General features: G+C 70.0%; 20 protein-coding genes. 14 read left to right on the top strand and 6 right to left on the bottom strand.

What is annotated here, in order from left to right:
• Nucleotides 1-2: 2 nt before the first annotated feature.
• From FHU34_RS14890 to FHU34_RS14910, 5 genes are all read left to right on the top strand, one after another.
• Nucleotides 3-1,151, top strand: coding sequence for an acyl-CoA dehydrogenase family protein (locus FHU34_RS14890; RefSeq protein ID WP_145780819.1), 1,149 nt, complete (start codon nucleotides 3-5; stop codon nucleotides 1,149-1,151).
• 17 nt (nucleotides 1,152-1,168) lie between these two features.
• Complete coding sequence (locus FHU34_RS14895; protein ID WP_145780821.1) at nucleotides 1,169-1,630, top strand: MaoC family dehydratase; 462 nt, start codon at nucleotides 1,169-1,171, stop codon at nucleotides 1,628-1,630.
• A gap of 103 nt (nucleotides 1,631-1,733) precedes the next feature.
• Nucleotides 1,734-2,873: a sensor histidine kinase gene (locus tag FHU34_RS14900; protein ID WP_145780823.1), complete on the top strand. Its 1,140-nt coding sequence runs from the start codon at nucleotides 1,734-1,736 to the stop codon at nucleotides 2,871-2,873.
• Nucleotides 2,870-3,532 (top strand): response regulator, encoded by a 663-nt coding sequence (locus FHU34_RS14905; RefSeq protein ID WP_145780825.1) that lies wholly within the window; start codon nucleotides 2,870-2,872, stop codon nucleotides 3,530-3,532. The genes FHU34_RS14900 and FHU34_RS14905 overlap by 4 nt, the downstream gene beginning before the upstream one ends.
• 110 nt (nucleotides 3,533-3,642) lie before the next feature.
• Nucleotides 3,643-4,302, top strand: coding sequence for a DUF2306 domain-containing protein (locus FHU34_RS14910; RefSeq protein WP_145780826.1), 660 nt, complete (start codon nucleotides 3,643-3,645; stop codon nucleotides 4,300-4,302).
• 47 nt (nucleotides 4,303-4,349) lie between these two features.
• On the opposite strand, the gene FHU34_RS14915 is transcribed toward FHU34_RS14910, so the two are convergent.
• The 4 genes from FHU34_RS14915 to FHU34_RS14930 form a co-directional block, all read right to left on the bottom strand.
• On the bottom strand, nucleotides 4,350-5,489 hold the full coding sequence (locus tag FHU34_RS14915) for a cellulose binding domain-containing protein (RefSeq protein WP_425280527.1): 1,140 nt from the start codon (nucleotides 5,487-5,489) through the stop codon (nucleotides 4,350-4,352).
• A 278-nt stretch (nucleotides 5,490-5,767) separates the two neighbouring features.
• Nucleotides 5,768-7,063, bottom strand: a complete 1,296-nt coding sequence (locus FHU34_RS14920) for a vanadium-dependent haloperoxidase (protein WP_244311680.1) — start codon at nucleotides 7,061-7,063, stop codon at nucleotides 5,768-5,770.
• A 108-nt stretch (nucleotides 7,064-7,171) separates the two neighbouring features.
• Nucleotides 7,172-8,179: an acetylxylan esterase gene (locus tag FHU34_RS14925; protein ID WP_145780828.1), complete on the bottom strand. Its 1,008-nt coding sequence runs from the start codon at nucleotides 8,177-8,179 to the stop codon at nucleotides 7,172-7,174.
• Between the two features lie 21 nt (nucleotides 8,180-8,200).
• Nucleotides 8,201-9,238: a LacI family DNA-binding transcriptional regulator gene (locus tag FHU34_RS14930; protein ID WP_145780830.1), complete on the bottom strand. Its 1,038-nt coding sequence runs from the start codon at nucleotides 9,236-9,238 to the stop codon at nucleotides 8,201-8,203.
• 293 nt (nucleotides 9,239-9,531) lie between these two features.
• Between FHU34_RS14930 and FHU34_RS14935 the strand changes: the two genes are divergently transcribed.
• The 9 genes from FHU34_RS14935 (at nucleotide 9,532) to FHU34_RS14975 (ending at nucleotide 23,499) form a co-directional block, all read left to right on the top strand.
• Nucleotides 9,532-11,907, top strand: a complete 2,376-nt coding sequence (locus FHU34_RS14935) for a beta-xylosidase/alpha-l-arabinosidase (protein WP_145780832.1) — start codon at nucleotides 9,532-9,534, stop codon at nucleotides 11,905-11,907.
• Between the two features lie 9 nt (nucleotides 11,908-11,916).
• Nucleotides 11,917-12,903, top strand: coding sequence for an ABC transporter permease (locus FHU34_RS14940; RefSeq protein ID WP_145780834.1), 987 nt, complete (start codon nucleotides 11,917-11,919; stop codon nucleotides 12,901-12,903).
• Nucleotides 12,900-13,811, top strand: a complete 912-nt coding sequence (locus FHU34_RS14945) for a carbohydrate ABC transporter permease (protein ID WP_244311681.1) — start codon at nucleotides 12,900-12,902, stop codon at nucleotides 13,809-13,811. The genes FHU34_RS14940 and FHU34_RS14945 overlap by 4 nt, the downstream gene beginning before the upstream one ends.
• A 52-nt stretch (nucleotides 13,812-13,863) precedes the next feature.
• The gene (locus FHU34_RS14950) at nucleotides 13,864-15,501 is read left to right on the top strand and encodes an ABC transporter substrate-binding protein (RefSeq protein WP_145780836.1); all 1,638 of its coding nucleotides are present in this window, start codon (nucleotides 13,864-13,866) and stop codon (nucleotides 15,499-15,501) included.
• A gap of 118 nt (nucleotides 15,502-15,619) precedes the next feature.
• The gene (locus FHU34_RS14955) at nucleotides 15,620-16,309 is read left to right on the top strand and encodes a DUF624 domain-containing protein (protein ID WP_145780838.1); all 690 of its coding nucleotides are present in this window, start codon (nucleotides 15,620-15,622) and stop codon (nucleotides 16,307-16,309) included.
• Nucleotides 16,306-18,339 (top strand): beta-galactosidase, encoded by a 2,034-nt coding sequence (locus tag FHU34_RS14960; protein WP_145780840.1) that lies wholly within the window; start codon nucleotides 16,306-16,308, stop codon nucleotides 18,337-18,339. The genes FHU34_RS14955 and FHU34_RS14960 overlap by 4 nt, the downstream gene beginning before the upstream one ends.
• Nucleotides 18,336-20,474, top strand: a complete 2,139-nt coding sequence (locus FHU34_RS14965; protein ID WP_244311682.1) for an alpha-glucuronidase — start codon at nucleotides 18,336-18,338, stop codon at nucleotides 20,472-20,474. Before FHU34_RS14960 ends, FHU34_RS14965 begins: the two co-directional genes overlap by 4 nt.
• Nucleotides 20,475-20,738: 264 nt before the next feature.
• Nucleotides 20,739-22,079, top strand: coding sequence for an extracellular catalytic domain type 1 short-chain-length polyhydroxyalkanoate depolymerase (locus FHU34_RS14970; RefSeq protein WP_145780842.1), 1,341 nt, complete (start codon nucleotides 20,739-20,741; stop codon nucleotides 22,077-22,079).
• A gap of 37 nt (nucleotides 22,080-22,116) precedes the next feature.
• Nucleotides 22,117-23,499, top strand: a complete 1,383-nt coding sequence (locus FHU34_RS14975) for a glycoside hydrolase family 10 protein (protein ID WP_145780843.1) — start codon at nucleotides 22,117-22,119, stop codon at nucleotides 23,497-23,499.
• Nucleotides 23,500-23,657: 158 nt separating this feature from the next.
• Here FHU34_RS14975 and FHU34_RS14980 read toward each other — a convergent pair whose 3' ends face one another.
• Both FHU34_RS14980 and sthA read right to left on the bottom strand, forming a co-directional pair.
• Nucleotides 23,658-24,101, bottom strand: coding sequence for a hypothetical protein (locus tag FHU34_RS14980; RefSeq protein ID WP_145780846.1), 444 nt, complete (start codon nucleotides 24,099-24,101; stop codon nucleotides 23,658-23,660).
• A gap of 88 nt (nucleotides 24,102-24,189) precedes the next feature.
• Nucleotides 24,190-25,593, bottom strand: a complete 1,404-nt coding sequence (gene sthA / locus FHU34_RS14985; RefSeq protein WP_145780848.1) for a Si-specific NAD(P)(+) transhydrogenase — start codon at nucleotides 25,591-25,593, stop codon at nucleotides 24,190-24,192.
• Between the last annotated feature and the right edge of the window lie 38 nt (nucleotides 25,594-25,631).

A 25,631-nucleotide genomic window follows, 5' to 3' on the forward strand; every position in this document is an offset into this window, starting at 1 on the left:
TCATGGAGCTCACCCTCTCCGCCGAGCAGGCCGCGGTCCGCGAGCTGGCCGCCGAGTTCGCCGACCGGGAGCTGTTGCCGCACGCGGCCACCTGGGACCGACGCGAGTCGGTCGACCCCGCCGTCGTCGGCATGCTGGGTGACCTGGGCTTCCTGGGGTTGACCATCGCCGAGGCCGAGGGCGGCTCCGGTGGCGACCACCTCGCGTACTGCCTGGTCCTGGAGGAACTCGGCCGGGGCGACTCGGCGGTACGCGGCATCGTCTCGGTCTCGCTCGGCCTGGTCGCGAAGTCGATCGCCGCCCACGGGTCGGCCGACCAGCGGGCAGAGTGGTTGCCCCGACTCTGCGCCGGTACGGCGCTCGGCTGCTTCGCGTTGACCGAGCCGGACAGCGGCTCGGACGCGGCGGCACTGCGCACCCGCGCGGTCCGCGACGGCGCCGACTGGCTGCTCACCGGCACCAAGACGTTCATCACCAACGGCACCACCGCCGACGTCGCGCTGGTCTTCGCCCGCACCGGCGGCCCCGGGCATCGAGGCATCACCGCGTTCCTGGTGCCCACCGACAGCCCCGGGCTGACCCGACGGGAGATCCACGGCAAGCTGGGCCTGCGCGGCCAGGCCACCGGCGAGTTGCGCTTCGACGAGGTACGCGTGCCCGACGCGGCCCGCCTCGGGCCCGAGGGCGGCGGGTTCCGCCTGGCCCTGGCCACTCTTGCGAAGGGTCGGATGTCGGTGGCCGCCGGGTGCGTCGGCATCGCCCAGGGCTGTCTCGACGCGGCGGTCGGCTACGCGGGGGAGCGGACCCAGTTCGGCAAACCCATCGCCGGGCACCAGCTCGTCCAGCAACTGCTCGCCGCCATCGCGGTGGACACCGCCGCCGCCCGGCTGCTGGTGTGGCAGGTGGCCGACCTGATCGACCGCGACCAGCCGTTCGCCACCGAGGCGTCGATGGCCAAGCTCTTCGCCAGCGAGGCCGCGGTCCGCGCGGCCAACAACGCGGTCCAGGTGTTCGGCGGATACGGCTACATCGACGAGTACCCGGTTGGCAAGTACCTGCGGGACGCGCGGGTCGCCACGCTCTACGAGGGCACCAGCCAGATCCAGCAACTCCTCATCGGACGCGCACTCACCGGCGTCAACGCCTTCTAGCTGCAGGGAGAGCAGGCATGAGAGTCTTCAGCACGTTCGAGGAGTTGGCCGCCGCAGTCGGCGAGACCTTCGGGCCCGGGCCGTGGCTACCTGTCGAACAGAAGCGCGTCGACCTCTTCGCCGACGCCACCGACGACCACCAGTGGATCCACCTCGACCCGGCCCGCGCAGCGGCGGGACCGTTCGGCGGCACCATCGCCCACGGGTACCTGACCCTGTCGCTGCTACCGACGCTGGCCGGCCAGCTCTACCGGGTGGACGGGGTGACGATGGGGGTCAACTACGGGTTGAACCGGGTGCGCTTCCCCGCGCCGGTCCGGGTCGGCACCGCCGTCCGGGCCACCGCCACCATCGCCGAGGTGTCTCCGGTGAGCGGTGGTGTGCAGGTGGTCGCGACGGTCACCGTCGAGAGCGACGGCGGCGGCAAGCCCGTCTGCGTTGCCGAGACCGTGAGTCGTCTCTACCGCGCCGTGAATTGACGGTCGCCTAACCCGCTGCCCTCGCCTGTGGCCGACCGGGCCGGCCCCGGCAGTCGTACTTTGGGACGATCTGGGTTCGCACCACCGTTCGTACGATGGCCTCATGCTCTCCCGCCTGCGCGCTGTGTTGGCCGAGCCGCGCGTCCCAACCGCACCGCCCAGGGGGTGGCGCGACTGGGCAATGATCGCGGTCCTCGCGCCGGCGGCCGTGGTGGAGGCGCTCCTCCGGCCCGATCTGCCGTGGCCTGTGGGCTGCCTCGTCGTCGTGCTCGCCCTGCTACCCACGCTGCTGTGGCGGCGTACGCGGCCGTTGATGATGGTGGCGATCGCATTCGGGTCCGCCACGGTGGGCCCGTTCGTGCTGCCCGGCGATCCCTGCCAGATGGTCACAGCGAGCTTTCTGGTCCTGCTGGTCTCCGCGCTGTTCCGTTGGGGTTCCGGCCGGGATACCGCGATCGGTGCGGTCCTGGTGGTGGCCAAGGTGACCACCGCCGGTCTGGCCGGTTCGGTCGACGGCGGCGAACTGGTCGCCGGCTTCGCGGTGATGTTCGCCGCCGCCACGCTGGGCACCGCGACCCGCTTCCGCGCCACCGCGCGGACGCGCGAGCTCGACCAGGTGAAGCTGTTGGAGCGTGAGCGGTTGGCCCGCGACCTGCACGACACGGTGGCCCACCACGTGTCGGCGATGGCGATCCGCGCCCAGGCCGGTATCGCCGCCTCGGCGAGCCAGCCGAACGCCGCCGTCGAGGCGCTGCACGTCATCGAGGCCGAGGCGTCGCGCGCGCTCGCCGAGATGCGCGCGATGGTTCACGTCCTTCGCCGCGACCAGACCGCCGAGCGGGTGCCCGTTGCACGGGTCGCCGACATCGAGAGCCTCGCCGGCCGCTTCCGCAGCGGGCCGGAGGTCGACGTGGATCTCCGCGGCGACCTCGGCGACCTGCCGCCCGCGGTCGGTTCCGCGCTCTACCGCCTGGCGCAGGAATCGGTCACCAACGCCCGACGCCACGCCCGCCACGCCACCCGCATCGAGGTCAGCGTCACGGCCGACGACCGTTCGGTGCGGCTGCGGGTCAGCGACGACGGCGAGGCCGGTGCCGCACGACCGAACGGCTCCTCCGGGTTCGGCCTGGTGGGCATGTCGGAGCGCGTCGACCTGCTCGGCGGCACCTGCGAGGCAGGCCCCAATCCCGACCGGGGATGGACCGTCACGGCCGTGCTCCCGCGCGAGGGGGCCGGCGCGTGACCATCCGCGTGCTCGTCGCGGACGACCAGGAGATCGTCCGTACCGGTCTCACCATCATCCTGAACACGCAGCCCGGCATCGACGTCGTCGGTAGTGCCGGCGACGGACGCCGAGCGGTCGAACTCGCCCGGCGGCTCCGCCCCGACGTGTGTCTCTTCCACATTCGGATGCCCGGCATGGACGGCATCGAGGCCACCCGCGCGCTCGCCGGGCCCACTGTCGCCGAGCCGCTCGCGGTGGTCGTCATCACGACCTTCGACCTCGACGAGTACGTGTACGCGGCCCTGCGTGCCGGCGCACGTGGCTTTCTGCTGAAGGAGGCCGGCCCCGACCTGCTCGGCCAGGCCGTTCGCGCGGCTGCCAACGGGGACGCGCTGATCGCGCCGAGCGTCACCACTCGGCTGTTGAAGGCGTTCGCCGACACGGGTCCCGCCGCGCCGCGTCAGCAGCCCGTCGAGCCTCTCACCGACCGGGAGGAGCAGGTGCTCGTCGCTGTCGCGCGGGGGCGCACCAACAAGGAGATCGGCGACGAGTTCCACATCACGTTGAGCACCGTCAAGTCGCACGTCACCAGCCTCATGACGAAGCTGGGAGTGCGTAACCGGGTCGAGGTGGCGATGTGGGCGTACGAGACCAACCGCATCCGGACGCGGTGGTGACGACTGCGCTGACCGGCGAAAGTACGACGACGGCGTCCGACCATGGGCCGACACGATCGCGGCCCATGTGCCGATGAGCCGGGGCGGGTGCGGCACCCACCATCGGTGGCATGACGTTCCGCGAATGGCGGCTACCGGCCGCGTTGATCCTGTTGGGCCTGATACCGATGGTCGCCGGTGCGGGGCGGCTCACCGAGTTGAGCACCGGACCGGTGGTCACCCCGGCGAACGCTCGCTTCGTCGCCGATCCGCTGCCGGTGGTGCTGCACGTCGTCGGCGCGGTGGTCTACACGATCCTCGGCGCGTTCCAGTTCGTGCCCAGCCTGCGCCGCCGCCGTTGGCACCGTCGCGCCGGCCGGGTGCTCGCGCCCTGCGGACTGACCGTCGCGTTCTCCGGGCTCTGGATGGCCTTCGCCTACGACCTGCCGGCGCATGACAACGACGTGCTCGCCGGTCTGCGGCTCGTCTTCGGCTCGGCCATGGCCGTCTCGATCCTGCTCGGCCTGGCCGCCGTGCTCCGCCGCGACATCGCCCAGCACCGCAGGTGGATGGTGCGCGGCTACGCGATCGGCCTCGGTGCCGGCACGCAGGCGTTCACGCACGCGCCGTACCTCATCGCGGTCGGCGAGCAGCCGGACGGGAACGTCCGGGCCGGGCTGGTGCTCGCCGGCTGGTTGATCAACCTGGCCGTGGCCGAGTGGTACCTGCGTCGTCCGGACCACACCACGCGTTCTCGACCGGCCCGGCAGCCGAGTGCTGACGCCCACTGAGAGCACGCGGTGCCGGGCCACCGAGACCCGGCACCGCGCGGTTGCTCTCAGGCGACAGTGCAGGCGGTGCCGTTGAGGGTGAACGCGGACGGGCGGCCACTGTTGCCGGTGTGGGTCGCCTGGAAGCCGATGTCGACCGAGGTGTTCGGCGCGATCGTCGCGTTGTAGGAGACGTTGCGGGCGGTGACCGCACCACTGGACGGGGAGTAGCCGGCGTTCCAGCCGCTGGTGATGCTCTGCCCACCGGGCAGCGTGAACGTCAGGGCCCAACCGTTGACCGGCGTGCTGCTGGTGTTGGTCACCGAGATCGAGGCGGTGAGACCACTGTTCCAGGCGTTGACCGTGTACGCGACGCGGCAGTCACCCGACGGCGGGGGCGTCGTCGGCGGGGGAGTGGTGGGTGGGGGAGTGGTCGGAGGTGTGTCGCCGCCGATGCTGCCGGGCACCGTCCTGAGTGCGTCGTACCAGGCTGCGGCCATCTTGCGGTAGCCGGTGGCGTTGGGGTGCACGCCGTCGGCCAGGTCGCTGAGCGTCAGGGCACGGTACATGTCGACCAGGTGGACACGCTTTCCGGCGGCGGCGCGGCTCTGCACGATTCCGGGGATGGCATTGTTGTATCCCCGGACCTGGTTGTCCGCACCGGACTTCGGGATGATCGTCGCGACGAACACGTCCGCGTTCGGGGCGGTGTTGGTGATCCGGTCGACGAGGGTGGCCAGCCGACCCGGTGCGCCGGACGTGTCGCCGTACATGTCGTTGGTGCCGATGTGTAGCAGCACGGTCCGGGGGTTCGTGGCCCGCAACCAGTTGACCACGTTGGCGTCGATCTGGGCGATCGTCCATCCGGAGTGCCCCTGGTGGTCGTGGTCACCGAGGCTGGCTGGGCCGTTGAACTGCGAGCCGACGAAGTCGATCCGGTAACCGCCGGCCGTGAACCGCTGCCACAGTTCGATCCGGTAACCGCCGGGGACGTTGAACCCGTCGGTGATCGAGTCGCCGAGTGGCATCACGCGTACTCCGCCGTTGGACTCCGCGCTCGCGGGGCTGGTCGCGATCGGTACGGCGGCGATCATGGCGGCGACGGCGGTCAGGGCGGCCCACCACAGGCGGGCGCGTCGGCGCCGTAACGTCGGGGCGATGGGGGTGGGTGCGGGAGGGGCGGGAGTGACGAGCATCGAACTGCTCATGGGACTTCCTCTGGTGGGGTGCGCGCCAGCAGCGGCCGCCGAGGGGACGGCTGCTGCTGGCGCGGCACGCGGAGGTGGGCGTCGCGTTACGACCAGGAGCCCGGACATCGTCACTGGTGGTCGTGGCGCGGTGGCGAGCATCGGTCAGGCGCGTCGGACCGATGGGCCGTGGCGGAGGTGTGCCCTGCACCTCGCCGACGCACCATAGCGTGTTATCGCTAACAGCAGCAATGCACCGCTGAGCCGGCTGAAACCTCGTCCGACAAAGTCGTGGCCGGCTACTTCAGAGGGCGGAAGTAGTGCCGGACCGCATAGCGGTAGACCTCCTCGCCGATCTTCGCCCCCTCGACGTCAGCAGTGCGGAAGTGGACGCCGCCCCAGACGCGCGCGCCGATGAGCTCGTCGAGCGCTTGCGAAAAGCTGGTGAATTGCCGGGTCGTGCCGGAGTCGGCGCTGGACCCGCTGAACGTGATGTCGTCTCGGCCGAAGAAGTGTCGGTACAGCGACATGCGCGCACCGGTGCCACAGGCGTGGCCGGAGGGGTATTCGGGGAAGGGCGGCGTGACGAGCAGCGACTGCCAGCCTGGGTCGGCGGCCGTCCTCGGGTTACCGTCCGTGTCGGCCTGTTGGATCGCGGTGACCGGACGCCAGTAGCTCCAGAAGTCCTTCTGGCTGAAGCACGCCACGCCTGAGTCGGCCACGATGAGGTCGGTCATCGCGAAGAAGCGCGCGGTCCGCAGGGCGTCCAGCCCCTGGGTGGTGGCGAGCTGTCGCTTGATCTCCCAGGAGCCGGATCGCCGGTCGTGCCACCAGATCGCGGCCTCCGTCTGGTCCTGCGTGCGCGCCGTGCTCGTCGCCGAGCCGAGCTCCTTCACCTCGTTGAGGTCGCGGGTGTAGGCGCTGCTGGTCAGTTGCGGCGGCTCGGGCGTGCGGAACATCGACGCACGGGGGATGAGGAACGGCCGCATGTGGCCGGTCCATGCGCCCTGGGACAGGAACAGCGGCGGCGTGGGTCGCCACTGACCGGGCCTTGTCCCGTGGGTCCACTGCTGGTCCCCGAACGCGCCGTCGTCCTGCCGTGCGGTGACCATCGCGGCCGCGGCTCGCGCCCCGATCCTGATGCCGCCCTGCTTCGACCGCCCGTCGCGAATCGTGGCGAGAGCCGCGTCGTACTGTGCCCGAAGCCGCTCCCGCTGATCGGGAAAGAGAGCGGCGAGTACGTCATGGGCGGCGGTGGCGACGGCAGCGTCCACCGACTCGGTCCCGCTCGACGGCGGTGCGGTGAGGTACGGCTGGTACGGGGTGCCAGCGATCGCGTTCAGCGCGTCGTAGACCGCCCCGTTCACCATTGCGAAACTGCGCACCTGCTCGTTCGGTTGCTGAGCCGCGATATCCCAGATTGCCGTCTGGGCATTCAGGTCCCAGGTGATCACCGGATTGGCGCGGCCGGTGCCGGAGACCGCAGCTGCGGGCATCGGCCCGGTCATCGTGGAGGCGACCAGCGTGCCGAGCGCGATGGTTGCGGGAATGATGCGTAACCAGGTCAGGCGACGTGATTGCGTGCGGCTCGTCATGATCTCCCCGTCGGTCGGTTGTCGATGCTGGCTGTCGAACGCAGGCGGTGTTCGAAGCGCAATCGATGACGACCGAAAATAACATCGGCGAGCCTCAATGAGTGGTGATCACGCCGCGGATGCGTGAGCGGGATGGAGTACCGAGTCGAGCCAGCGCAGCTGACGTCGAACGTGGACCGCCTCGCCGCCCTCGTGACCGTTGAACGGGTATACGTGGATCTCCCGCTCCGGAGGGACGGGTCGGCCGTTCGCGGCGCCGTAGTGGTTGTAGGCCGCGAACCCGGTGTCAGGTGGGCAGACGGTGTCGCGTCGGCCGATCCCGAAATGCGCCGGAGCGGTCGCCCGCCGGGCGAAGTTCACGCCGTCGACATAGGACAGCGTGCGCCACACCGCCTCCTCGGCGTCCCGGTGCACGGCCAGGTAACGCCCGATCTCCCCGTACGGCGCGGGTTCGCTGACCTGGACGGCCCGTCGCATGTCACAGAGGAACGGCGCTGTGGTCAGCACCGCGGCGAGGTTGTCGACGAGGCCGGCCACCGCCAGGGCGAGGCCGCCGCCCTGGCTGTTGCCGACCACGCTGACCCGGTCACGGTCGACCCCGGGCAGGGCGCGGACCGCCTCGACAGCCCGGACCGCGTCGGTGATCAGACGGCGGTAGTGGTAGTCGCGCGGGTCGAGGATTCCCCAGGTGGCCGGCGAGGCACCGCCGGGGGCACCGTGCGGGTCGGGGGTGTCCCCGGCGCCGTACAGCCCCGACTGGCCCCGGTTGTCCATCAACAGGTGCGCGTATCCGGCCACCGGCCAGGTCAAGCGCTCGTGTGGCAGGCCGCGGCCGCGACCGTAGCCGGCGTACTCGACCACTGTCGGCAGCGACTCTCGGACTCCGGCCGGGCGGGTGTACCAGGCCCGCACGGGGTCGCCGCCGAAGCCGGCGAACGTGACGTCCCAGGAGTCGAGCAACAGTAGGTCGGTGGGCTCCGGGCGGACGTCGACGAGCGCCGGGCGGGCAGCCGCCTCGGCGAGTGTGTCCCGCCAGAACTGGTCGAAGTCGTCGGGTTCGGCGACGTCCGGGGCGTACCGCTGGAGTTCGTCGACGGTGGAGGCGGAGTCAGGCACGGGTCCTCGCAGGGGCCGGGGTCAGCGCGGGTCGGCGGGTGGTGCGGTGCTCTCCCGGACGACCAACTCGGTCACCAGGTCGATCCGGCTGGTCGCCGGTTCGTTGCCTCTGGTCAGGTCGAGCAGCATCTGGGTGGCGATGCCGGCCATGTCGCGCAACGGTTGGTTGATCGTGGTGAGGGCCGGGTCGGTCCAGGCGGAGACCGGCAGGTTGTCGTACCCGATCACCGAGAGGTCCTCGGGCACTCGTAGGCCGCACTGGCGGGCGGCCCGGAGCACCCCCATGGCCTGGATGTCCGAACCGGCGAAGATCGCCGTGGGTCGGTCCGGTCGGCGCAGCAGTTGCAGGCCGTGGGCGTGCCCGGCGCCGGCGGAGAAACTGCCGTAACGGACCAGCTCACGGTCGACCACCATCCCGGCCTCGTCGTGGGCGGACTGGAAGCCGGCCGCCCGGGCGCGGCTGCACAGCACGTCGGGCGGCCCGGAGATGACGGCGATCCTCCGGTGCCCGAGATCCAGGAGGTGCCGGGCGGCGAGCAGGCCGCCGTTCCAGTTGTTCGAGCCGACGGTGGGTACGGAGGCCGAGGTCGCGCTGTCGGTGTCGACGACGACGAACGGTATGCCCTGGCGGCGCAGGTGCTGTTGTTGGGCCTCGGCCAGGTGGGAGAGGACGAACACCACACCCAGGGGCCGGTCGGCGAGCAGTGCCTCCAGCCATCGGGCCGGCGGGCGGTGCGCGCCGTCGAGTTGGGCGACCGACAACCCGACGCCGGCCGCGGTCGTCGCCGCCTCCACGCCGCGCAGGATCTCCATCGCCCAGCCGGTGTCGAACTCGTGGAACACGAGTTCGATGCGACCGCTGCCGGTCGAGGGCCGCCGGGCACGGCGCTGGTACTGGTGGCGGTCGAGGCTCGCCTCCACCCGGGCTCTGGTGCCGGGGGCGACGTCGCCACGTCCGTTGAGGACCTTGGACACCGTCGCGACCGAGACGCCGACGTCGTTGGCGATGGTCGCGATGGTGGTGGAGGCGGGTGGGTCGAGTGGGCGGTGCTCCGTCATCGCAGCCTCACGCAACATCCGAAAGTTTCGGCAGACCCTAACACGATCACCCATTCTCGCCAGTCGATGCTGCCCTCACGTCGTCGGCCCCGCCCGCCATGCGACTGATGCGCTGGGATGGCTCAGGGGGTGCCGGCGACGATCGGCGGAGGTCCATGCCAGCCCTTGACACTCATCGATGGGGCACTTAGGTTGCCGAAAAGGTTACGCGGGATTCCGGAAAGTTTCGGATCGTGGGAAACGTCGGCTGCGAACCGGGCGCGGGGATGTGGCCGGAGCTGAGGGGTCTTGGCATGAGAAGTCAGTTGCCCGGGGACAGCGGCGCCGCGCCGTGGCGCGATTCGCGGCTGTCGCCGACCGAACGGGCCGAGGCGCTCGTGCCGATGATGTCGCTGGAGGAGAAGATCGCCCAGCTCGTCGGGGTCTGGGTCGGCGCCGAAGCCACTGGCGAGGGCGTCGCACCGCACCAGTCCGACATGATCAGCGAGACGCCGCAGTGGAGCACCGTCATCCGGTACGGGTTGGGCCAGCTCACCCGACCGTTCGGCACCGCGCCGGTCGACCCGGTGCTCGGCGCCCGGTCGCTGGCCGCCTCGCAGGCGCAGATCGTCGCCGCCAGCCGGTTCGGCATTCCGGCGCAGGTGCACGAGGAATGCCTGACCGGGTTCGCCGCGTGGCGGGCCACCGTCTACCCGACTCCACTCAGCTGGGGCGCGTCCTTCGACCCCGACCTGGTCGAGGCCATGGCCGACCGGATCGGGCGCTCCATGCGCGCCGCCGGTGTGCACCAGGGCCTCGCCCCGGTCCTGGACGTCACCCGCGACTACCGCTGGGGCCGCACCGAGGAGACGATCGGCGAGGACCCCTACCTGGTGGGGACGACAGGTGCCGCGTACGTGCGGGGCCTGGAGCGGGCTGGCGTGGTGGCCACGCTGAAACACTTCGCCGGCTACTCGGCCTCCCGTGGCGGACGCAACCTCGCGCCGGTGCCGATGGGGCCCCGGGAGTTGGCCGACGTCATCCTGCCGCCGTTCGAGATGGCGCTGCGCCACGGTGGTGCCCGCTCGGTGATGAACTCCTACGCGGAGATCGACGGTCTGCCCGTCGCCGCCGACCCCGGGTTGCTGACCGGGCTGCTGCGTGACGAGTGGGGCTTCACCGGCACCGTCGTCGCCGACTACTTCGCCGTTCGTTTCCTGGAAACCCTGCACGGTGTCGCCGCGGACGCCGCCGACGCCGCCCGGCTCGCCCTGCGAGCCGGCATCGACGTCGAGCTGCCCACAGTGGACACTTTCGGCGCGCCGCTGGTGGAGGCGGTACGTCGCGGCGAGGTCGACGAGGCGCTGATCGACTGCGCGCTGCGGCGGGTCCTGATCCAGAAGATCGAGCTCGGTCTGCTCGACGAGGGCTGGCAGGAGCTGCCCGACGACGTGGCGTCCCTGCGGTTCGACGACGACGTCAGCCAGGACGTCGCCGTACGCCTCGCCCGGCAAGCCGTCGTCCTGCTGCGCAACACCGGTGTCCTTCCGCTGGCCGCCGGCAGGCGGGTGGCCCTGGTCGGCCCGCTCGCCGACGATCCGATGGCCATGCTCGGCTGCTACTCGTTCCCCAACCACGTGGGCGTGAACCACAGCGAGTTCGGGCTGGGTCTGGACATCCCCACGCTGCGCGACGAGCTGGCCCGACGTGTCCCGCTGCTCACCCACGAACCCGGCTGCGCCATCACCGGCGAGGACACCTCGGGCATCCCGGCCGCGGTCGCCGCGGCGGCCGACGCCGACGTGTGTGTGCTCGCCGTCGGCGACCGGGCGGGGATGTTCGGCCGGGGCACCTCGGGTGAGGGCTGCGATGCCGTCGACCTGCGGCTACCCGGTGTGCAGGCCGACCTGGTCCGGGCCGTTCTCGCCACCGGCACCCCGGTCGTCCTGGTGCTGATGACCGGCCGCCCCTACGCGCTCGGGCCGGAGTTCGACGCCGCGGCGGGCGTGGTGCAGGCGTTCTTCCTCGGCCAACTCGGCGGGCAGGCGCTCGCCGAGGTGCTCACCGGCGCGGTCAACCCGTCCGGGCGGTTGCCGGTCAGCGTGCCCCGCGACGCGGGCGGGCTGCCGAGCACCTACCTGGCGCCGCCGCTCGGTCGGCGCAACAAGGTCTCCTCGATCGACCCGACGCCGAGCTACCCGTTCGGCCACGGGTTGAGCTACACCACCTTCGAGTGGTCCGACGCCAGGATCGTCGAGGCGGCGGACGACGCGCGGGACGAGCCGGCGGCCTGGCCGGTCGACGGCGAGGTGCGGGTCCGGATCACCGTGGCCAACACCGGTGACCGGGACGGCGCCGAGGTGGTACAGCTCTACCTGCACGATCCGGTCGCACAGACCACCCGTCCGGTGGGCCGCCTGGTCGGCTACGCCCGCCTGCCGTTGGCGCCCGGCGAATCGGCGCACGTGACGTTCGGGGTGCCGGCCGACGTCGCCTCGTTCACCGGGCTCTCCGGCCGGCGCATCGTGGAGCCCGGCGACGTCGAGCTGCGGTTCGGCCGGTCCAGCGGCGACGTGGTGGCACGTCTGCCGCTGCGGTTGACCGGCGCCGAGCGCCAGGTCGGCCACCAACGGGAACTGCTCACGTCGGTGCGGATCGAGCCTCTCGTGGCCGTTCCGCAGTCCGCGTAGGAGGCCGCTGTGACATCCACGTTGCGGCCACCCCCGCCGGCGTCGCCGCGCTCGCCGGCGGTTGCCAGCCCCGCCCCCCGCTCGCCGCGACGCGGCCGGACCTGGCGGCAGGCGCTGCGCCGGGACTGGCAGCTCTACTCCCTCGCCGTCCTGCCGCTGCTGTTCTTCCTGATCTTCCGGTACCTGCCGATGCTCGGGAACATCATCGCCTTCCGGCGCTTCAAGCCGGGCGGCAGCATCTTCGGTGAGTACTGGGTCGGGCTGCGCTACTTCCGGATGTTCCTCAGCGACCCGACGTTCTGGGAGGTGTTCACCAACACGCTGGCGCTCGGGGCGCTGACCCTGCTGTTCTGCTTCCCGCTGCCCATCGTGCTGGCACTGCTGCTCAACGAGGTCCGGGCCCGCCGCTTCAAGCGCTTCGTCCAGTCGGTGTCGTACCTGCCGCACTTCCTGTCGATCGTGATCGTGGCGGCGATGGTCATGCAGTTGACCTCGATCGAGGGCACGGCCAACCAGCTCGTCAGCCTGTTCGGCGGCGACCCGGTGGCATTCCTGCAGCAACCGGAGTGGTTCCGCAGCATCTACGTCTCGTCCGAGGTCTGGCAGACGGTCGGCTGGGGCACGATCCTCTACCTCGCCGCCCTCACCACCATCGACGAGGACCTGTACGAGGCCGCCCGGATCGACGGCGCCGGCCGGCTGCGCCAAACCTGGCACATCACGTTGCCCGGCATCCGCCCGACGATGATGACCTTGCTGATCCTCAACATCGGCAGCTTCCTGGCCGTCGGGTTCGAGAAGATCCTGCTGCTCTACAACCCGTTGACGTACCCGACCGCCGACGTGGTCTCCACCTACCTGTTCCGGATGGGCTTCCAGTCGAGCAACTTCAGCTACGCGGCGGCCATCGGCCTCTTCGAGGCGGTGATCGGGCTGATCCTCGTCCTGTCGGCGAACGTCATCTCCCGTCGCACGGTGGGGACGAGCCTGTGGTGACCTTCGGTACGAAGATCGACGCCCCGAAGACGCGCGGGCCGGACGACAGCCGGGGTTACCGGATCTTCCGCGTCGTCAACACTGTCGTCCTGCTCGGCGTCGTGGTCGTGACGCTGTACCCGTTCCTCAACATCGTGGCCCGCTCGCTCAGCGAAGAGGCGTACATCATCGCCGGCAAGGTGACCATCGTCCCGCGCGGGTTCGACCTGACCGCGTACAAGCTGGTGATGTCCGACTCGATGTTCTGGACGAACTACCGCAACACCGTGGTGTACACAGTGGTCGCGACGCTCATCTCGATCGTGCTGACCACCTGTTACGCGTACGTGCTGTCGAAGCCGCAGCTCAAGGGACGCGGCGTGCTCATCGGTGTCGCGCTGTTCACCATGTTCTTCTCCGGTGGTCTGATCCCCAACTACGTGCTGGTCACCAGCCTGGGGATGAAGAACACCATCTGGGCCGTGGTGGTCCCCAACGCCATCAGCGTGTTCAACCTGCTGGTGATGAAGGCGTTCTTCGAGAGCCTGCCGACCGAGTTGGAGGAGGCCGCGGCGGTCGACGGGCTGAACACGTACGGCATCCTGTTGCGGATCGTTCTGCCGCTGTCGAAGGCGATCGTCGCGACGATGGTGCTCTTCTACGCGGTCTCCTTCTGGAACTCGTGGTTCACCGCGTTCCTCTACATCGACGAGCAGGATCTGCTGCCGGTCACCGTGTACCTGCGCAACCTGATCGCGGGTGCCACCGACGCACAGCAGTCAGGCGCGGCCGAGGCCGACGTCGTGCAGGCCGCGGCCACACTCCAGGCCGTGACGATAGTGCTCACCACCCTGCCCATCCTGGCGGTCTACCCCTTCGTCCAGCGGTACTTCGTCCGCGGCGTGATGCTCGGCGCGGTAAAGGGATGACGTCGGCCTCCGCACCGCTCCCACCGAAACCCCACCACCGAAAGGACGAGCCATGCTCCACAAGCCGTGGCGCCGCGTGGCGGTAGCCACCGCGGGTCTGCTCGCGCTCACCCTCATCTCCGCCTGTTCCGAGGACCCCGGCGAGTCGAAGGACCTGTCCGAGAACCGGGTCGGCGCGATGGAAAAGTACGGTGTCGGCGACCAGTTCAAGGCCACCGAGGCGCTCTCCTTCTCCACCCTCTACAACAACCACACGTTCTACCCGCTCAAGGAGGACTGGCTGTTCTGGTCCGAGTTGACCAAGCGGACCAACGTCAAGATCGAGCCGGTGGCGGTACCGCTCAGTGACTACGAGCAGAAGCGCAGCCTGCTGATCGGCGCTGGGGACGCTCCGCTGATCATTCCGAAGACGTACCACCCGCAGGAGAACGCGTTCGTGTCCTCCGGGGCGATCCTCCCGGTGAGCGACTACCTGGATCTGATGCCCAACCTCAAGGACAAGATCGCCAAGTGGAACCTCAAGCCGGAGATCGACAACCTGCGGCAGTCCGACGGTAAGTTCTACCTGCTGCCCGGCCTGCACGAGAAGCCCACGCAGGACTACACGGTGCTGGTGCGCACCGACATCATGCAGGAGCTCAACCTGGCGACCCCGAAGACCTGGGACGACCTGTACGCGGTGCTCAAGGCGATGAAGGCGAAGTACCCGAACGTATACCCGTACTCCGACCTCTTCAGCAAGCCGAACCCGACCGGCGCCCTGCTGAACATCCTCGGCTCCGCCCACGGCACCCAGGCGGGCTGGGACTACCAGCACGCCACCTGGGATGCGGCAGCCAAGAAGTTCCACTACACCGGCGCGTCCGACCAGTACCGGCAGATGGTCACCTTCCTGCACAAGCTCGTCGCCGAGGGGCTGCTCGACCCGGAGAGCTTCACCCAGACCGACGACCAGGCCCGCCAGAAGCTGGCCAACGGCAAGTCCTTCGTGGTCACCGGCAACGCGCAGACCCTGGTCAACAACCACCGGCCCGACCTGGCCAAGACCCTGCCGAACGCGAAGATGGCCAAGATCCCGCTGCCGGTCGGCCCGGCCGGTGAGATCAACCCGTTCCCCCGGCTGGAGAACGGCATCATGATCTCCACGAAGGCCCGGGAGAGCAAGAACTTCGTGGCCATGATGCAGTTCATCGACTGGTTGTGGTATTCGGATACCGGCCTGGAGTTTGCCCGCTGGGGCATCGAGGGCACGACCTTCACCAAGGACGCATCCGGCAAGCGCACGCTCAACCCCGGAGTCGACTTCCTCGGCCTCAACCCGAAGGCCCCCAAGCACCTGCAGAAGGACTTCGGCTTCCAGAACGGCGTCTTCGCCTACGGCGGCAGCCCCGACCTGGTCCGCGGCTTCTTCTCCCCGGAGGAGCTGGAGTTCCAGAAGGTGATGGACGCCCGTACCCCGAGGGTGGTGCCCCCGCCGGCCCCGTTGACCGACGAGGAGCGCGAGCAGGTGTCGCTCTGGGAAACGCCGCTGAAGGACTTCGTCACCCAGAACACGTTGAAGTTCGCCCTCGGCCAGCGGCCGCTCACCGAGTGGGACGCGTACGTGGCCGAGCTGAAGGCCAAGAACTCCGAGCAGTACATCGACCTGGTCAACAAGGCGTACGAGAGGTTCCAGAAGAACAACGGCTGATCGACGCGGTGTCCGGTCGGGCGGTGCAACCCGCCCGGCCGGACGCCCCGGCGACCACCGGCCGATGCGAGGGGCGTGACCCGCCCGCTCTCCGGCAGAACGACCGGAAGGAGCGGCAGTGAGCGGAACGGCCCAGACCTGGCGACAGTTCGGCGACGGACCACTGTCGCGGATCACCTCACGCGTCTACATCCTGCTCGTGGTCGAGCTGCTCCTGCTGCTGACCACGGTGCCCGGCCTGCTTCCGCTGCTGGTGCTCGGCCGCGACCCCAGCAACCTGCCCCTGGCCGCGCTGTTCCTGGTGCCGGTCGGCCCGGCGGTCTCCGCCGCCCTGTACACGATGCGTCACCAGCGGACCGACCTCACCGACCTGCGCCCCGCCGCGCTGTTCTGGCGCGGGTACCGGACGAACGTGTCCGGCGTGCTGCGCGTCTGGGTGCCGACGCTGGTGTGGCTGACCGTGCTCGCCATGAACCTCGCCTACCGCGACGCGGTCGGGCTCGCGAGCTGGTGGTCGGTGCCGCTGGTCCTGCTCGCGGTGGGGGTGACCCTCTGCGCGGCCAACGCCCTGGTGATCACCTCGCTGTTCGACTTCCGCACCCGTGACGTGCTCCGGTTGGCCGTGCACTTTCTCGTGCGTACCCCCGGTGTCACAGTCGGCACCGCGTTGCTGCTGGCGGCGGCGACCGGCGTCACCGCCGTCTTCTCGGAGGCGGTGCTGACGATGCTCGGTTCGGTACTGGTCCTGGCGCTTCTGCGCGTGGGTGACCCGATGGTCGACCTGATCCGGAAGGAGTTCGCCGAATGAGCCTGCCCGTCACCGCCAAGGTGCCCTTCGGGGGCGACTACAACCCGGAGCAGTGGCCCGAGGACGTGTGGAAGCAGGACCACCGTCTCTTCGACAGCGCCCGGATCGACCTGGTCACCCTCGGCGTGTTCGACTGGGCGCTCACCCAGCCCGCCGAGGACGTGTACGACTTTTCGCTGCTGGACCGGATCGTGGAGCGGGCCGCCGCCGAGGGGCGCGGCATCTGCCTGGCGACCGGCACCGGCGCCCACCCGGCCTGGTTGGCGACGGCGTACCCGGAGGTGACCCGCACCGACTTCGAGGGCCGCAAGCGCCGCTTCGGTCAGCGACACAACTCCTGCCCCAGCTCCCCGGTCTACCGCCGGCTCTCGGTCGAGTTGGCTCGCCGGGTCGCCCGCCGCTACGCCGACACCCCGGCGGTCGTCGCGTGGCACGTGGGCAACGAGTACGGCGGCGCCTGCTACTGCGAGCTGTGCGCGGCCGGCTTCCGGGTCTGGCTGCGGAACCGCTACGGCACCCTCGACGACCTGAACGCGGCCTGGTACACGACCTTCTGGTCGCACACCTTCACCGACTGGGACCAGATCGAACCACCGTCGGCGTTGACCGAGCACTGGCGCGGCCCGGACCACACCGCGTTCCAGGGCATCACCCTGGACTACCTGCGGTTCTCCTCCGACGCGATGCTGACCAACTTCCACGACGAGAAGGCGGCCATCCGGGAGTCCAGCCCCACGCTGCCGGTGACGACCAACTTCATGGGCATGTACCGGCCGATCGACTACCACCGCTGGGCGGCGCACCTGGACTTCGCCTCGTGGGACAACTACCCGCCGGACGACGAGTCCGCGGCCCGGATGGCGTTGACCCACGACCTGATGCGAGGGCTCAAGGGCGGCCAGCCGTTCTGGCTGATGGAGCAGTCCCCGGGCGTGACCGCGTGTCGCGACGTCAACCCGCTGAAGCGGCCCGGCCTCATGCGGCTGTGGAGTTGGCAGGCGGTGGCGCACGGCGCCGACGCGGTGCTGTTCTTCCAGCTGCGCGCCTCCCGGGGTGCCAGCGAGAAGTACCACGGCGCGGTCATCGGCCACGCCGGCCGATCCGACACCCGGGTGTTCCGGGAGGTCGCCGAGCTGGGTGCCGAGCTGGACCGCCTCGGCTCGGCGTCGTTGGGCGCGCGGACGCCGGCCCGGGTGGCGCTGCTCTTCGACTGGGACAGCTGGTGGGCGTTGGAGATCTCCGACGGCCCGTCCCGGCTGGTCCGCTACCAGGAGGTGGTGCTCGCGTACCACCGGGCGCTCTGGGACGCCGGAGTCGACCTGGACGTCGTCGCGGTGACCGCCGACCTGTCCGGCTACGACGTGGTCGTCGCGCCGGCCCTGCACATGCTCAAGGGTGACCTGCCGCAGCGTCTGGAGGACGTGGCGGCGCGCGGCGGGTCGGTGCTGACCACCTACCTGTCGGGTCGGGTGGACGAGAACGACCAGGCCTTCCTGATGGACGTGCCGGGTCCGCTCGGGCAGCTGATGGGTGTCCGGGTCGACGAGTGGGACGCGCGGGGGCCGGAGGTGGTCAACCCGGTCCGCCTCGGCGACGGCGCGGGGCAGGTCGACGTCGAGGCGCGACTGCTGTTCGAGTTGGTGATTCCGCAGGGCGCGCAGGTGGTCGGCACCTACCAGGCCGACTTCTACGCGGGCACACCTGCGGTGACCCGCAACTCCTTCGGCGACGGCGACGGCTGGTACGTGGCAGCCGGCCTGGACCAGGAGGGGGTGTCCTGGGTGGTGCGGCAGGTGCTCGCGCGGCACGACGTGCTCGGGCCGTACCCGGACGTCGCGGACCTGGAATCCGCCGTCCGGGTTGCGCCGGACGGGTCGCGGCTGCTGTTCCTGCTCAACCACCGGGCCGACCCGGTCGAGGTGACCGCCCGGCGCGGCGGCGTCGACCTGCTCACCGGTGACCGGACCGTGACCGGCTCAACAGTGCGCCTGCCGGCGTACGGAGTCGTGGTGCTGAAGGAGGACTGGTGAACGCCGACGAGTCGGTCCACCTGGAGCAGCTGATGTTCGTCGACGATCCGATGGAACCCAACGAGCCACGCGTCCACGCGGCCTGGCTGCCCCCGGAGGCGTTCCGGTCGCTCGGCGCACGCCGCGTCCTCGTCCACGGTGACGGGCTGCTCGTCGACACTGTGCTGCACGAGGTGTCGCGCGCCTGCGCGCGCTACGGCGGGCGGGTGTGGCATTCCCCGTCCTGGGACGTCGACGTCGACCTCGTGTTCGCCCTGCGCGGCGCCGACGAGCTGCCCAGCTCGGTGGTGCGGGCGGCACGGTCGGCGGGGGAGTCGGCGTTGGCCGAGATCGGCGACGGCGGGTCGCTGGGCGACGAGGGGTTCCTGCTGGCCCGCGACGGTGACGTGACGGTGGTGCTGGCCGACGCGCCCGCCGGCCTGCTGTACGGACTGTTCCACGTGGTTCGGCTCTGTGCGGCTGCCTTCGACCCCGAGCGCCCGCCGGAGCGGCACCGGCCGGCACTGCATCGGCGGATGCTGGACCACTGGGACAACGTGGCCGTGCACCCGGTGATGGGCCAGGTCGAACGGGGGTACGCGGGCGGTTCGATCTTCTGGCGGGACGGCCGACCGTGCGGTGACCTGGCCCGGATCCGGGAGTACGGGCGGCTGTTGGCTGCGAGCGGTGTCAACGCGATCTCGGTGAACAACGTCAACGTCGCCCGGACCGAGGCGCTGCTGCTCACCGACCGGCTCGGCGACGTCGCCGAGATCGCGGACGTGCTGCGTCCGTACCACATCCGGGTGCACCTGTCGGTCACCTTCGCCGCGCCGGTGGTCCTCGGCGGCCTGTCGACCGCCGATCCCCTGGACGAGGGGGTGCGGGCCTGGTGGGCCGCGACCACCCGCACGGTGTACGACCGCATCCCGGACTTCGGTGGCTACGTGGTGAAGGCCGACTCGGAGGGGCAACCCGGCCCGTTCACCTACGGACGTGACCACGCCGACGGGGCGAACATGCTGGCCGAGGCGCTGGCTCCGCTCGGGGGAGTGGTGCACTGGCGGGCGTTCGTCTACAACCACCACCAGGACTGGCGGGACCGGTCCACCGACCGAGCGCGCGCCGCGTACGACCACTTCGCCCCACTCGACGGCCGCTTCCGCACCAACGTGGTCGTGCAGGTGAAGTTCGGTCCGGTGGACTTCCAGACCCGTGAGCCGGTCTCCCCGGTGATCGCCGCGATGCCGGCGACCCGGATCGCTGTGGAGTTGCAGGTCACCCAGGAGTACACCGGCCAGCAGCGGCACGTCTGCCACCTCGGCCCGTGGTGGAGCGAGGTGCTGCGGTTCGCGCCCTGGGGTCCGGACGGACGGGCGGTGGCGGACGTGGCGGCGGGCGAGTCGGGCGCGGGTGGCGGCCTGGTCGCGGTCGCCAACGTGGGCGACGACCTCTTCTGGACCGGGCATCCGTTGGCGCAGGCCAACCTGTACACGTTCGGCCGGCTGGCCTGGGACCCCCGGCGGGACCCGACTGCCGTCCTCGACGAGTGGATCACGCTGACCTTCCCGCCGTCGGCGACCGCCGACCCGGACCTGGTGCGGCGGACGCTGCACGAGATCATGGACGACTCCTGGCGCACCTACGAGCGGTACACCGCCCCGCTGGGCGTCGGCTTCATGGTCAACCCCGGCGATCATTACGGCCCCGGCGTCGACGGGTACGAGTACACGCGGTGGGGCACCTACCACTTCGCCGACCGGGACGGTGTCGGCGTGGACCGCACTCGCGCGTCGGGCACCGGTTTCACCGGCCAGTACCCGCCGTACTGGGCGCAGGTGTACGAGTCCCTGGAGACCTGCCCGGACGAGCTGTTGCTCTTCTTCCACCACGTGCCGTACGGGCACGTCCTGCACAGCGGGTCGACAGTCATCCAGCACATCTACGACACCCACTTCGCCGGCGTCGAGGAGGTGACGGCGATGCGGCGGCGGTGGCGGACCCTGAACGGGATGATCGACCCGGCCGTGTACGAGCGGGTGGCCGAACGCCTCGACGAGCAGGTGCGGTGTGCCACCGAGTGGCGTGACCAGATCAACACGTACTTCTACCGGAAGTCCGGGATGCTCGACGAGCGAGGCCGGGACATCTACTGACCCGGATCGGAGAGCCCTCCGGCACCTTCCGAGAACGTGCCGAAAATTGGTCGCCGGCTGCCGGTGGCGTTGGTCTCCGCCGATGCCAGTCGACGTGCAGGTGACCCCGGAAACCGTTGCGGCGAAAGGTTTCCGGAAGTCTTGACAATCGAGCAGCCTCGATTGAAGCTGACATGGTCACGCGAGCCGCGGTCAAGGTCGGGCGAAGGGCAGTCCTCGACTTAAGTCCCCTTCCACGCGCCTTTTTCGCAAGGGATCGCGCCCATGACACTGAAGACCCGGATGCTTGGCGTCCTCATGGCGGCCGTGACACTGGCCGCCGCCGCGTTGACGTTCGCCGCGCCGGCGTCGGCGGCGACGCTGACGCAGGTGACCAACTTCGGCACCAACCCCACCAACCTGCAGATGCACCTCTACGTCCCGGACCGGGTGGCGTCCCGGCCGGCGATCCTCCTGGCCATGCACTACTGCACCGGCACCGGCCCGGCGTTCCACTCAGGTACGCAGTACGCGTCCCTCGCCGACCGGTACGGGTTCATCGTGATCTACCCGTCGGCGACCCGCAGCAGCAAGTGCTGGGACGTGTACTCGCCCCAGGCGCTGCGCCGTGGCGGCGGCAGCGACCCGGTCGGCCTCATGTCGATGGTCGACTACGTGCGGCAGCGGTATTCCGCCGACCCCACGCGGATCTTCGCGACCGGCACCTCGTCCGGGGCGATGATGACGAACGTCATGCTCGGCGTCTACCCGGACGTGTTCGCGGCCGGCGCGTCGTTCGCCGGGGTGCCGTTCGCCTGCTTCGCCACCGGCGGCACCTCCGAGTGGAACAGTCAGTGCGCGAACGGGCAGCTCATCAGGACCGCACAGCAGTGGGGCGACCTGGTTCGCGAGGCGTACCCGGGCTACAGCGGCCAGCGGCCCCGGATGCAGATCTGGCACGGGACCAACGACGACACGTTGCGCTACCCGAACTTCGGTGAGCAGGTCAAGCAGTGGACCAACGTGCACGGGTTGAGCCAGACCCCGACGTACACCGACTCCCCGCAGTCCGGCTACACCCGCACCCGGTACGGCAGCAGCGGCCCGATGGCGCCGGTCGAGGCGATCAGCATGCAGGGCGTCTCGCACAACATCCCGGTCGACGCCGCGCAGGTGATCCGCTTCTTCGGGCTGGACGGCACCGCCCCGCCGACGACGCCGCCTCCGACCACGCCGCCGCCGACGACGCCACCCCCGACGACCCCACCTCCGACCACTCCGCCACCGACGACGCCGCCTCCGAGCGATGGCGCCTGCCGGGTCGGCTACACGGTCAACGCCTGGAACACCGGTCTCACCGCGAGCGTGACCATCACCAACACCGGTTCCGCTGCCGTGAACGGGTGGGCGCTGACCTTCACGCTGCCCAGCGGACAGCGCATCACCAGCGGCTGGAACGCCCAGTACGCCCCGACGAGCGGAGCGGTCACCGCCCGCAACGTCTCCTACAACTCCACCATCGCCCCGAACGCGTCGGTCGAGATCGGCTTCCAGGCCACGCACGAGGGCGGCAGTGGCAAGCCCTCGTCGTTCGCCCTCAACGGTGCCGCCTGTTCGGTGTCCTGACTGTCCTTCCCACCCACCACTGAAGGAGTCGCACGAGATGAGAAGAACCAGATGGAAGGCGGCATCGAGAGCCGCCGTGGCGCTGACCGGCGTGGGCGTCCTCGCCGCTGGCATGGCGCTGTTCATGACGGCACCGGCCGCCGCCGGGACGACACTGGGCGCGTCCGCCGCCGAGAAGGGTCGGTACTTCGGCGCGGCGGTGGCGGCGTACAAGCTGTCCGACTCGGCGTACACCACGATCTTGAACCGTGAGTTCAACTCGGTGACGCCCGAGAACGAGATGAAGATGAACGCGACCGAGCCCCAGCAGGGCCGGTTCAGCTACACCGACGCCGACCGGATCGTCAACCACGCCCGCAGCCAGGGCATGAGCGTGCGGGGTCACACCCTCGCCTGGCACTCGCAGCAACCGGGGTGGATGGAGAGCATGAGCGGCAGCGCGCTGCGCTCGGCGATGCTCAACCACGTCACCCAGGTGGCCACCTACTACCGGGGCAAGATCTACGCGTGGGACGTGGTGAACGAGGCGTTCGCCGACGGCAGCTCCGGCGCCCGTCGCGACTCCAACCTCCAGCGCACCGGCAACGACTGGATCGAGGCGGCGTTCCGGGCGGCGGATGCCGCGGACCCGAACGCGAAGCTCTGCTACAACGACTACAACACCGACAACTGGACCCACGCGAAGACGCAGGCCGTGTACAACATGGTGCGCGACTTCAAGGCGCGTGGTGTGCCGATCGACTGCGTCGGGTTCCAGTCGCACTTCAACAACGACTCCCCGTACGTCAGCAACTACCGCACCACCCTGTCGAGCTTCGCGGCGCTCGGTGTGGACGTGCAGATCACCGAGCTGGACATCCAGGGCGCGTCGGCGAACACCTACCGCAGCGTGGTGGAGGACTGCCTCGCCGTCTCGCGCTGCACCGGCATCACGGTGTGGGGCATCCGGGACAGCGACTCGTGGCGCTCCAACCAGACCCCACTGCTGTTCAACAGCAACGGCTCGAAGAAGCCGGCGTACGACGCGGTGCTCGCCGCGCTGAACAACGGCACCACGCCGACGGATCCGCCGCCCACCACCACGCCGCCCCCGACCGACCCGCCGCCCACGACCCCGCCCCCGGGCACTGGTGCCTGCACCGCGACGGTGTCGGTGAACCAGTGGACAGGTGGTTTCGTGGCGAACGTGCGGGTGACCGCCGGCTCGTCCGCGCTCAACGGCTGGACGGTGACGATCGCGCTGCCATCGGGCGCGACGGTCACCAACGCGTGGAGCGCCGACCGCAGCGGTAACACCGGCACCACGAACTGGCGCAACGTGGCCTACAACGGTCAGGTCGGCGCCGGGCAGTCCACCGAGTTCGGGTTCCAGGCCAACGGCACCGCCGGCAGCCTGAGCCCCACCTGCTCCGCAGGCTGACGAACCACCGCCGGTGGGGGCGGTCCCCGCCCCGCACCGGCCCCCTCTGCCCCACCCCGCCCCACCCCCGAGCGGTGATCAAGAGGTTTGCGTCACGACACGCCGTGGGCGCTGACCGAAACCTCTTGATCACCGGGGGTGGGGCGGGTGGGGAGAGGTCAGTCGCCGGAGAAGCCCCAGAAGTAGATCTCCTCCGGTGTGCCGTGGGCGTCGTGCAGGACCGCGCAGCGGCCGAACCACCTCTGCTCGGCGAGGTCTTCGATCGCGGCGAGGTGCTCGCGGGTGAGCCGCTCGGTGCCGGCGCGTTGCAGCGCCTCGGCGGCGCTCACCGGCTCGACAGTGCCGAAGTCGGGTGTTTCGCCCTCGTCCAGGACGCGGTAGACGTCAAGGATGGAGTGGGTGCCCGACTCCTGCACCCATTCGTCGTCGAACAGCTCCTTCATGGTGGCGGGACGGTTCGGATAGTCACTCGCCGAGCTGGGAATCTCGCCTCGGGCCCACCAGTACCGTCCCTCGGCGAAGACCTCGTCCCGCAGGGCGTCCAACGCCGCGTCCAGGTCTGGTTGGTACGCGACGAAGTAGCTCCACCCGGATGCGCCCACCGCTGCCTCTTTTCTCCATGCGTCACCAGTCTCGGCACGATAGAGGACAGCACCGACATCGCGGCCCAGCAGCCGAGTTGGCTGGTGGCTAACCGTCGATGCGGGTGATGTTGCGGATCTTGTTGGCGGCGTCCAGGGCGGCCACCTTGTACGCCTCGGCGAGCGTCGGATAGTTGAACACCGCGTCGATCAGGTAGTCGACAGTGCCGCCGCAGCCCATCACCGCCTGCCCGATGTGGACGATCTCGGTGGCGGCGGTGCCGAACACGTGCACCCCGAGCAGCCGGCCGTCGGCGGGGGAGACGAGCAGCTTGAGCATGCCGTACGAGTCGCCGACGATCTGGCCACGGGCCAGCTCCCGGTAACGCGCGATGCCCACCTCGAACGGCGTCGAGCTCTCGGTGAGCTGCGCCTCGGTCTGCCCGACGAAGCTGATCTCCGGGATCGTGTAGATGCCGATCGGTTGCAGGCCGTGCATCTCCCGGACCGGCTCGCCGCAGGCGTGCTGCGCGGCCAGCCGACCCTGCTCCATCGAGGTCGACGCCAGGGCGGGGAAGCCGATCACGTCGCCGACCGCGTAGATGTTGTCCACTGTCGTGCGGTAGTTGGCGTCCACAGCGATCCGGCCGCGCCGGTCCGCCTCCAGCCCCGCCGCCTCCAGCGCCAGGTCGTCGGTCTGGCCCTGCCGACCCGCGGAGTACATCACCGTGTCCGCGACGATCTTCTTGCCGCTCTTGAGGATGCACAGCGCGGCGGTCTGGTGCTTCTCCACGGCGGCGACCTCCTCGCCGAAGCGGAACGCCACGGACAGGTCGCGCAGGTGGTACTTCAGCGACTCGACGATCTCCTCGTCGCAGAAGTCGAGCATCCGCTCGCGCCGTTCGACGACCGTCACCTTGGTGCCCAGGGCGGCGAACATCGAGGCGTACTCCATGCCGATCACGCCGGCGCCGACAACGACCATGCTGCGGGGTACGGCCTGGAGGTTGATGACGCCGTCGGAGTCCACGATCGTGCGGTCGTCGAAGTCGACGCTGTCCGGGCGGGCCGGGCGGGTGCCCGCCGCAATGACGATCTTGTCGAAGGTCACCTTGGACTCCCGCCCGGACCCGCCGTCGACCCAGATCGAGTGCGCGTCCGCGAACCGGCCGGTGCCGGTGATCATCGCGACGCGATTGCGGGCGAGCTGGTTGCGGATGACGTCGGTCTGCCGGGTGATGACGTGCTGGGTCCGGGCGGCCAGGTCGCTGACCGTGATCTCGTCCTTGACCCGGTAGCTGCTGCCGTACAGGTCACGTTGGCTCAGGCCGGTCAGGTAGAGCACGGCCTCGCGCAACGTCTTGGACGGGACCGTGCCGGTGTTGATGCACACCCCGCCGATCATGTCGCGACGGTCCACGATGCCGACCCGCCTGCCGAGCTTGGCGGCGGCGATCGCCGCCTTCTGACCGCTGGGACCGGACCCCAGCACCACCAGGTCGTAGTCATACATATTGGCTAGCGTCGCAAGATGTCGCGGCGCGCGCCAGA

Origin of the sequence: Micromonospora taraxaci, assembly GCF_007830095.1 — a bacterium.
Lineage (GTDB): Bacteria > Actinomycetota > Actinomycetes > Mycobacteriales > Micromonosporaceae > Micromonospora > Micromonospora taraxaci.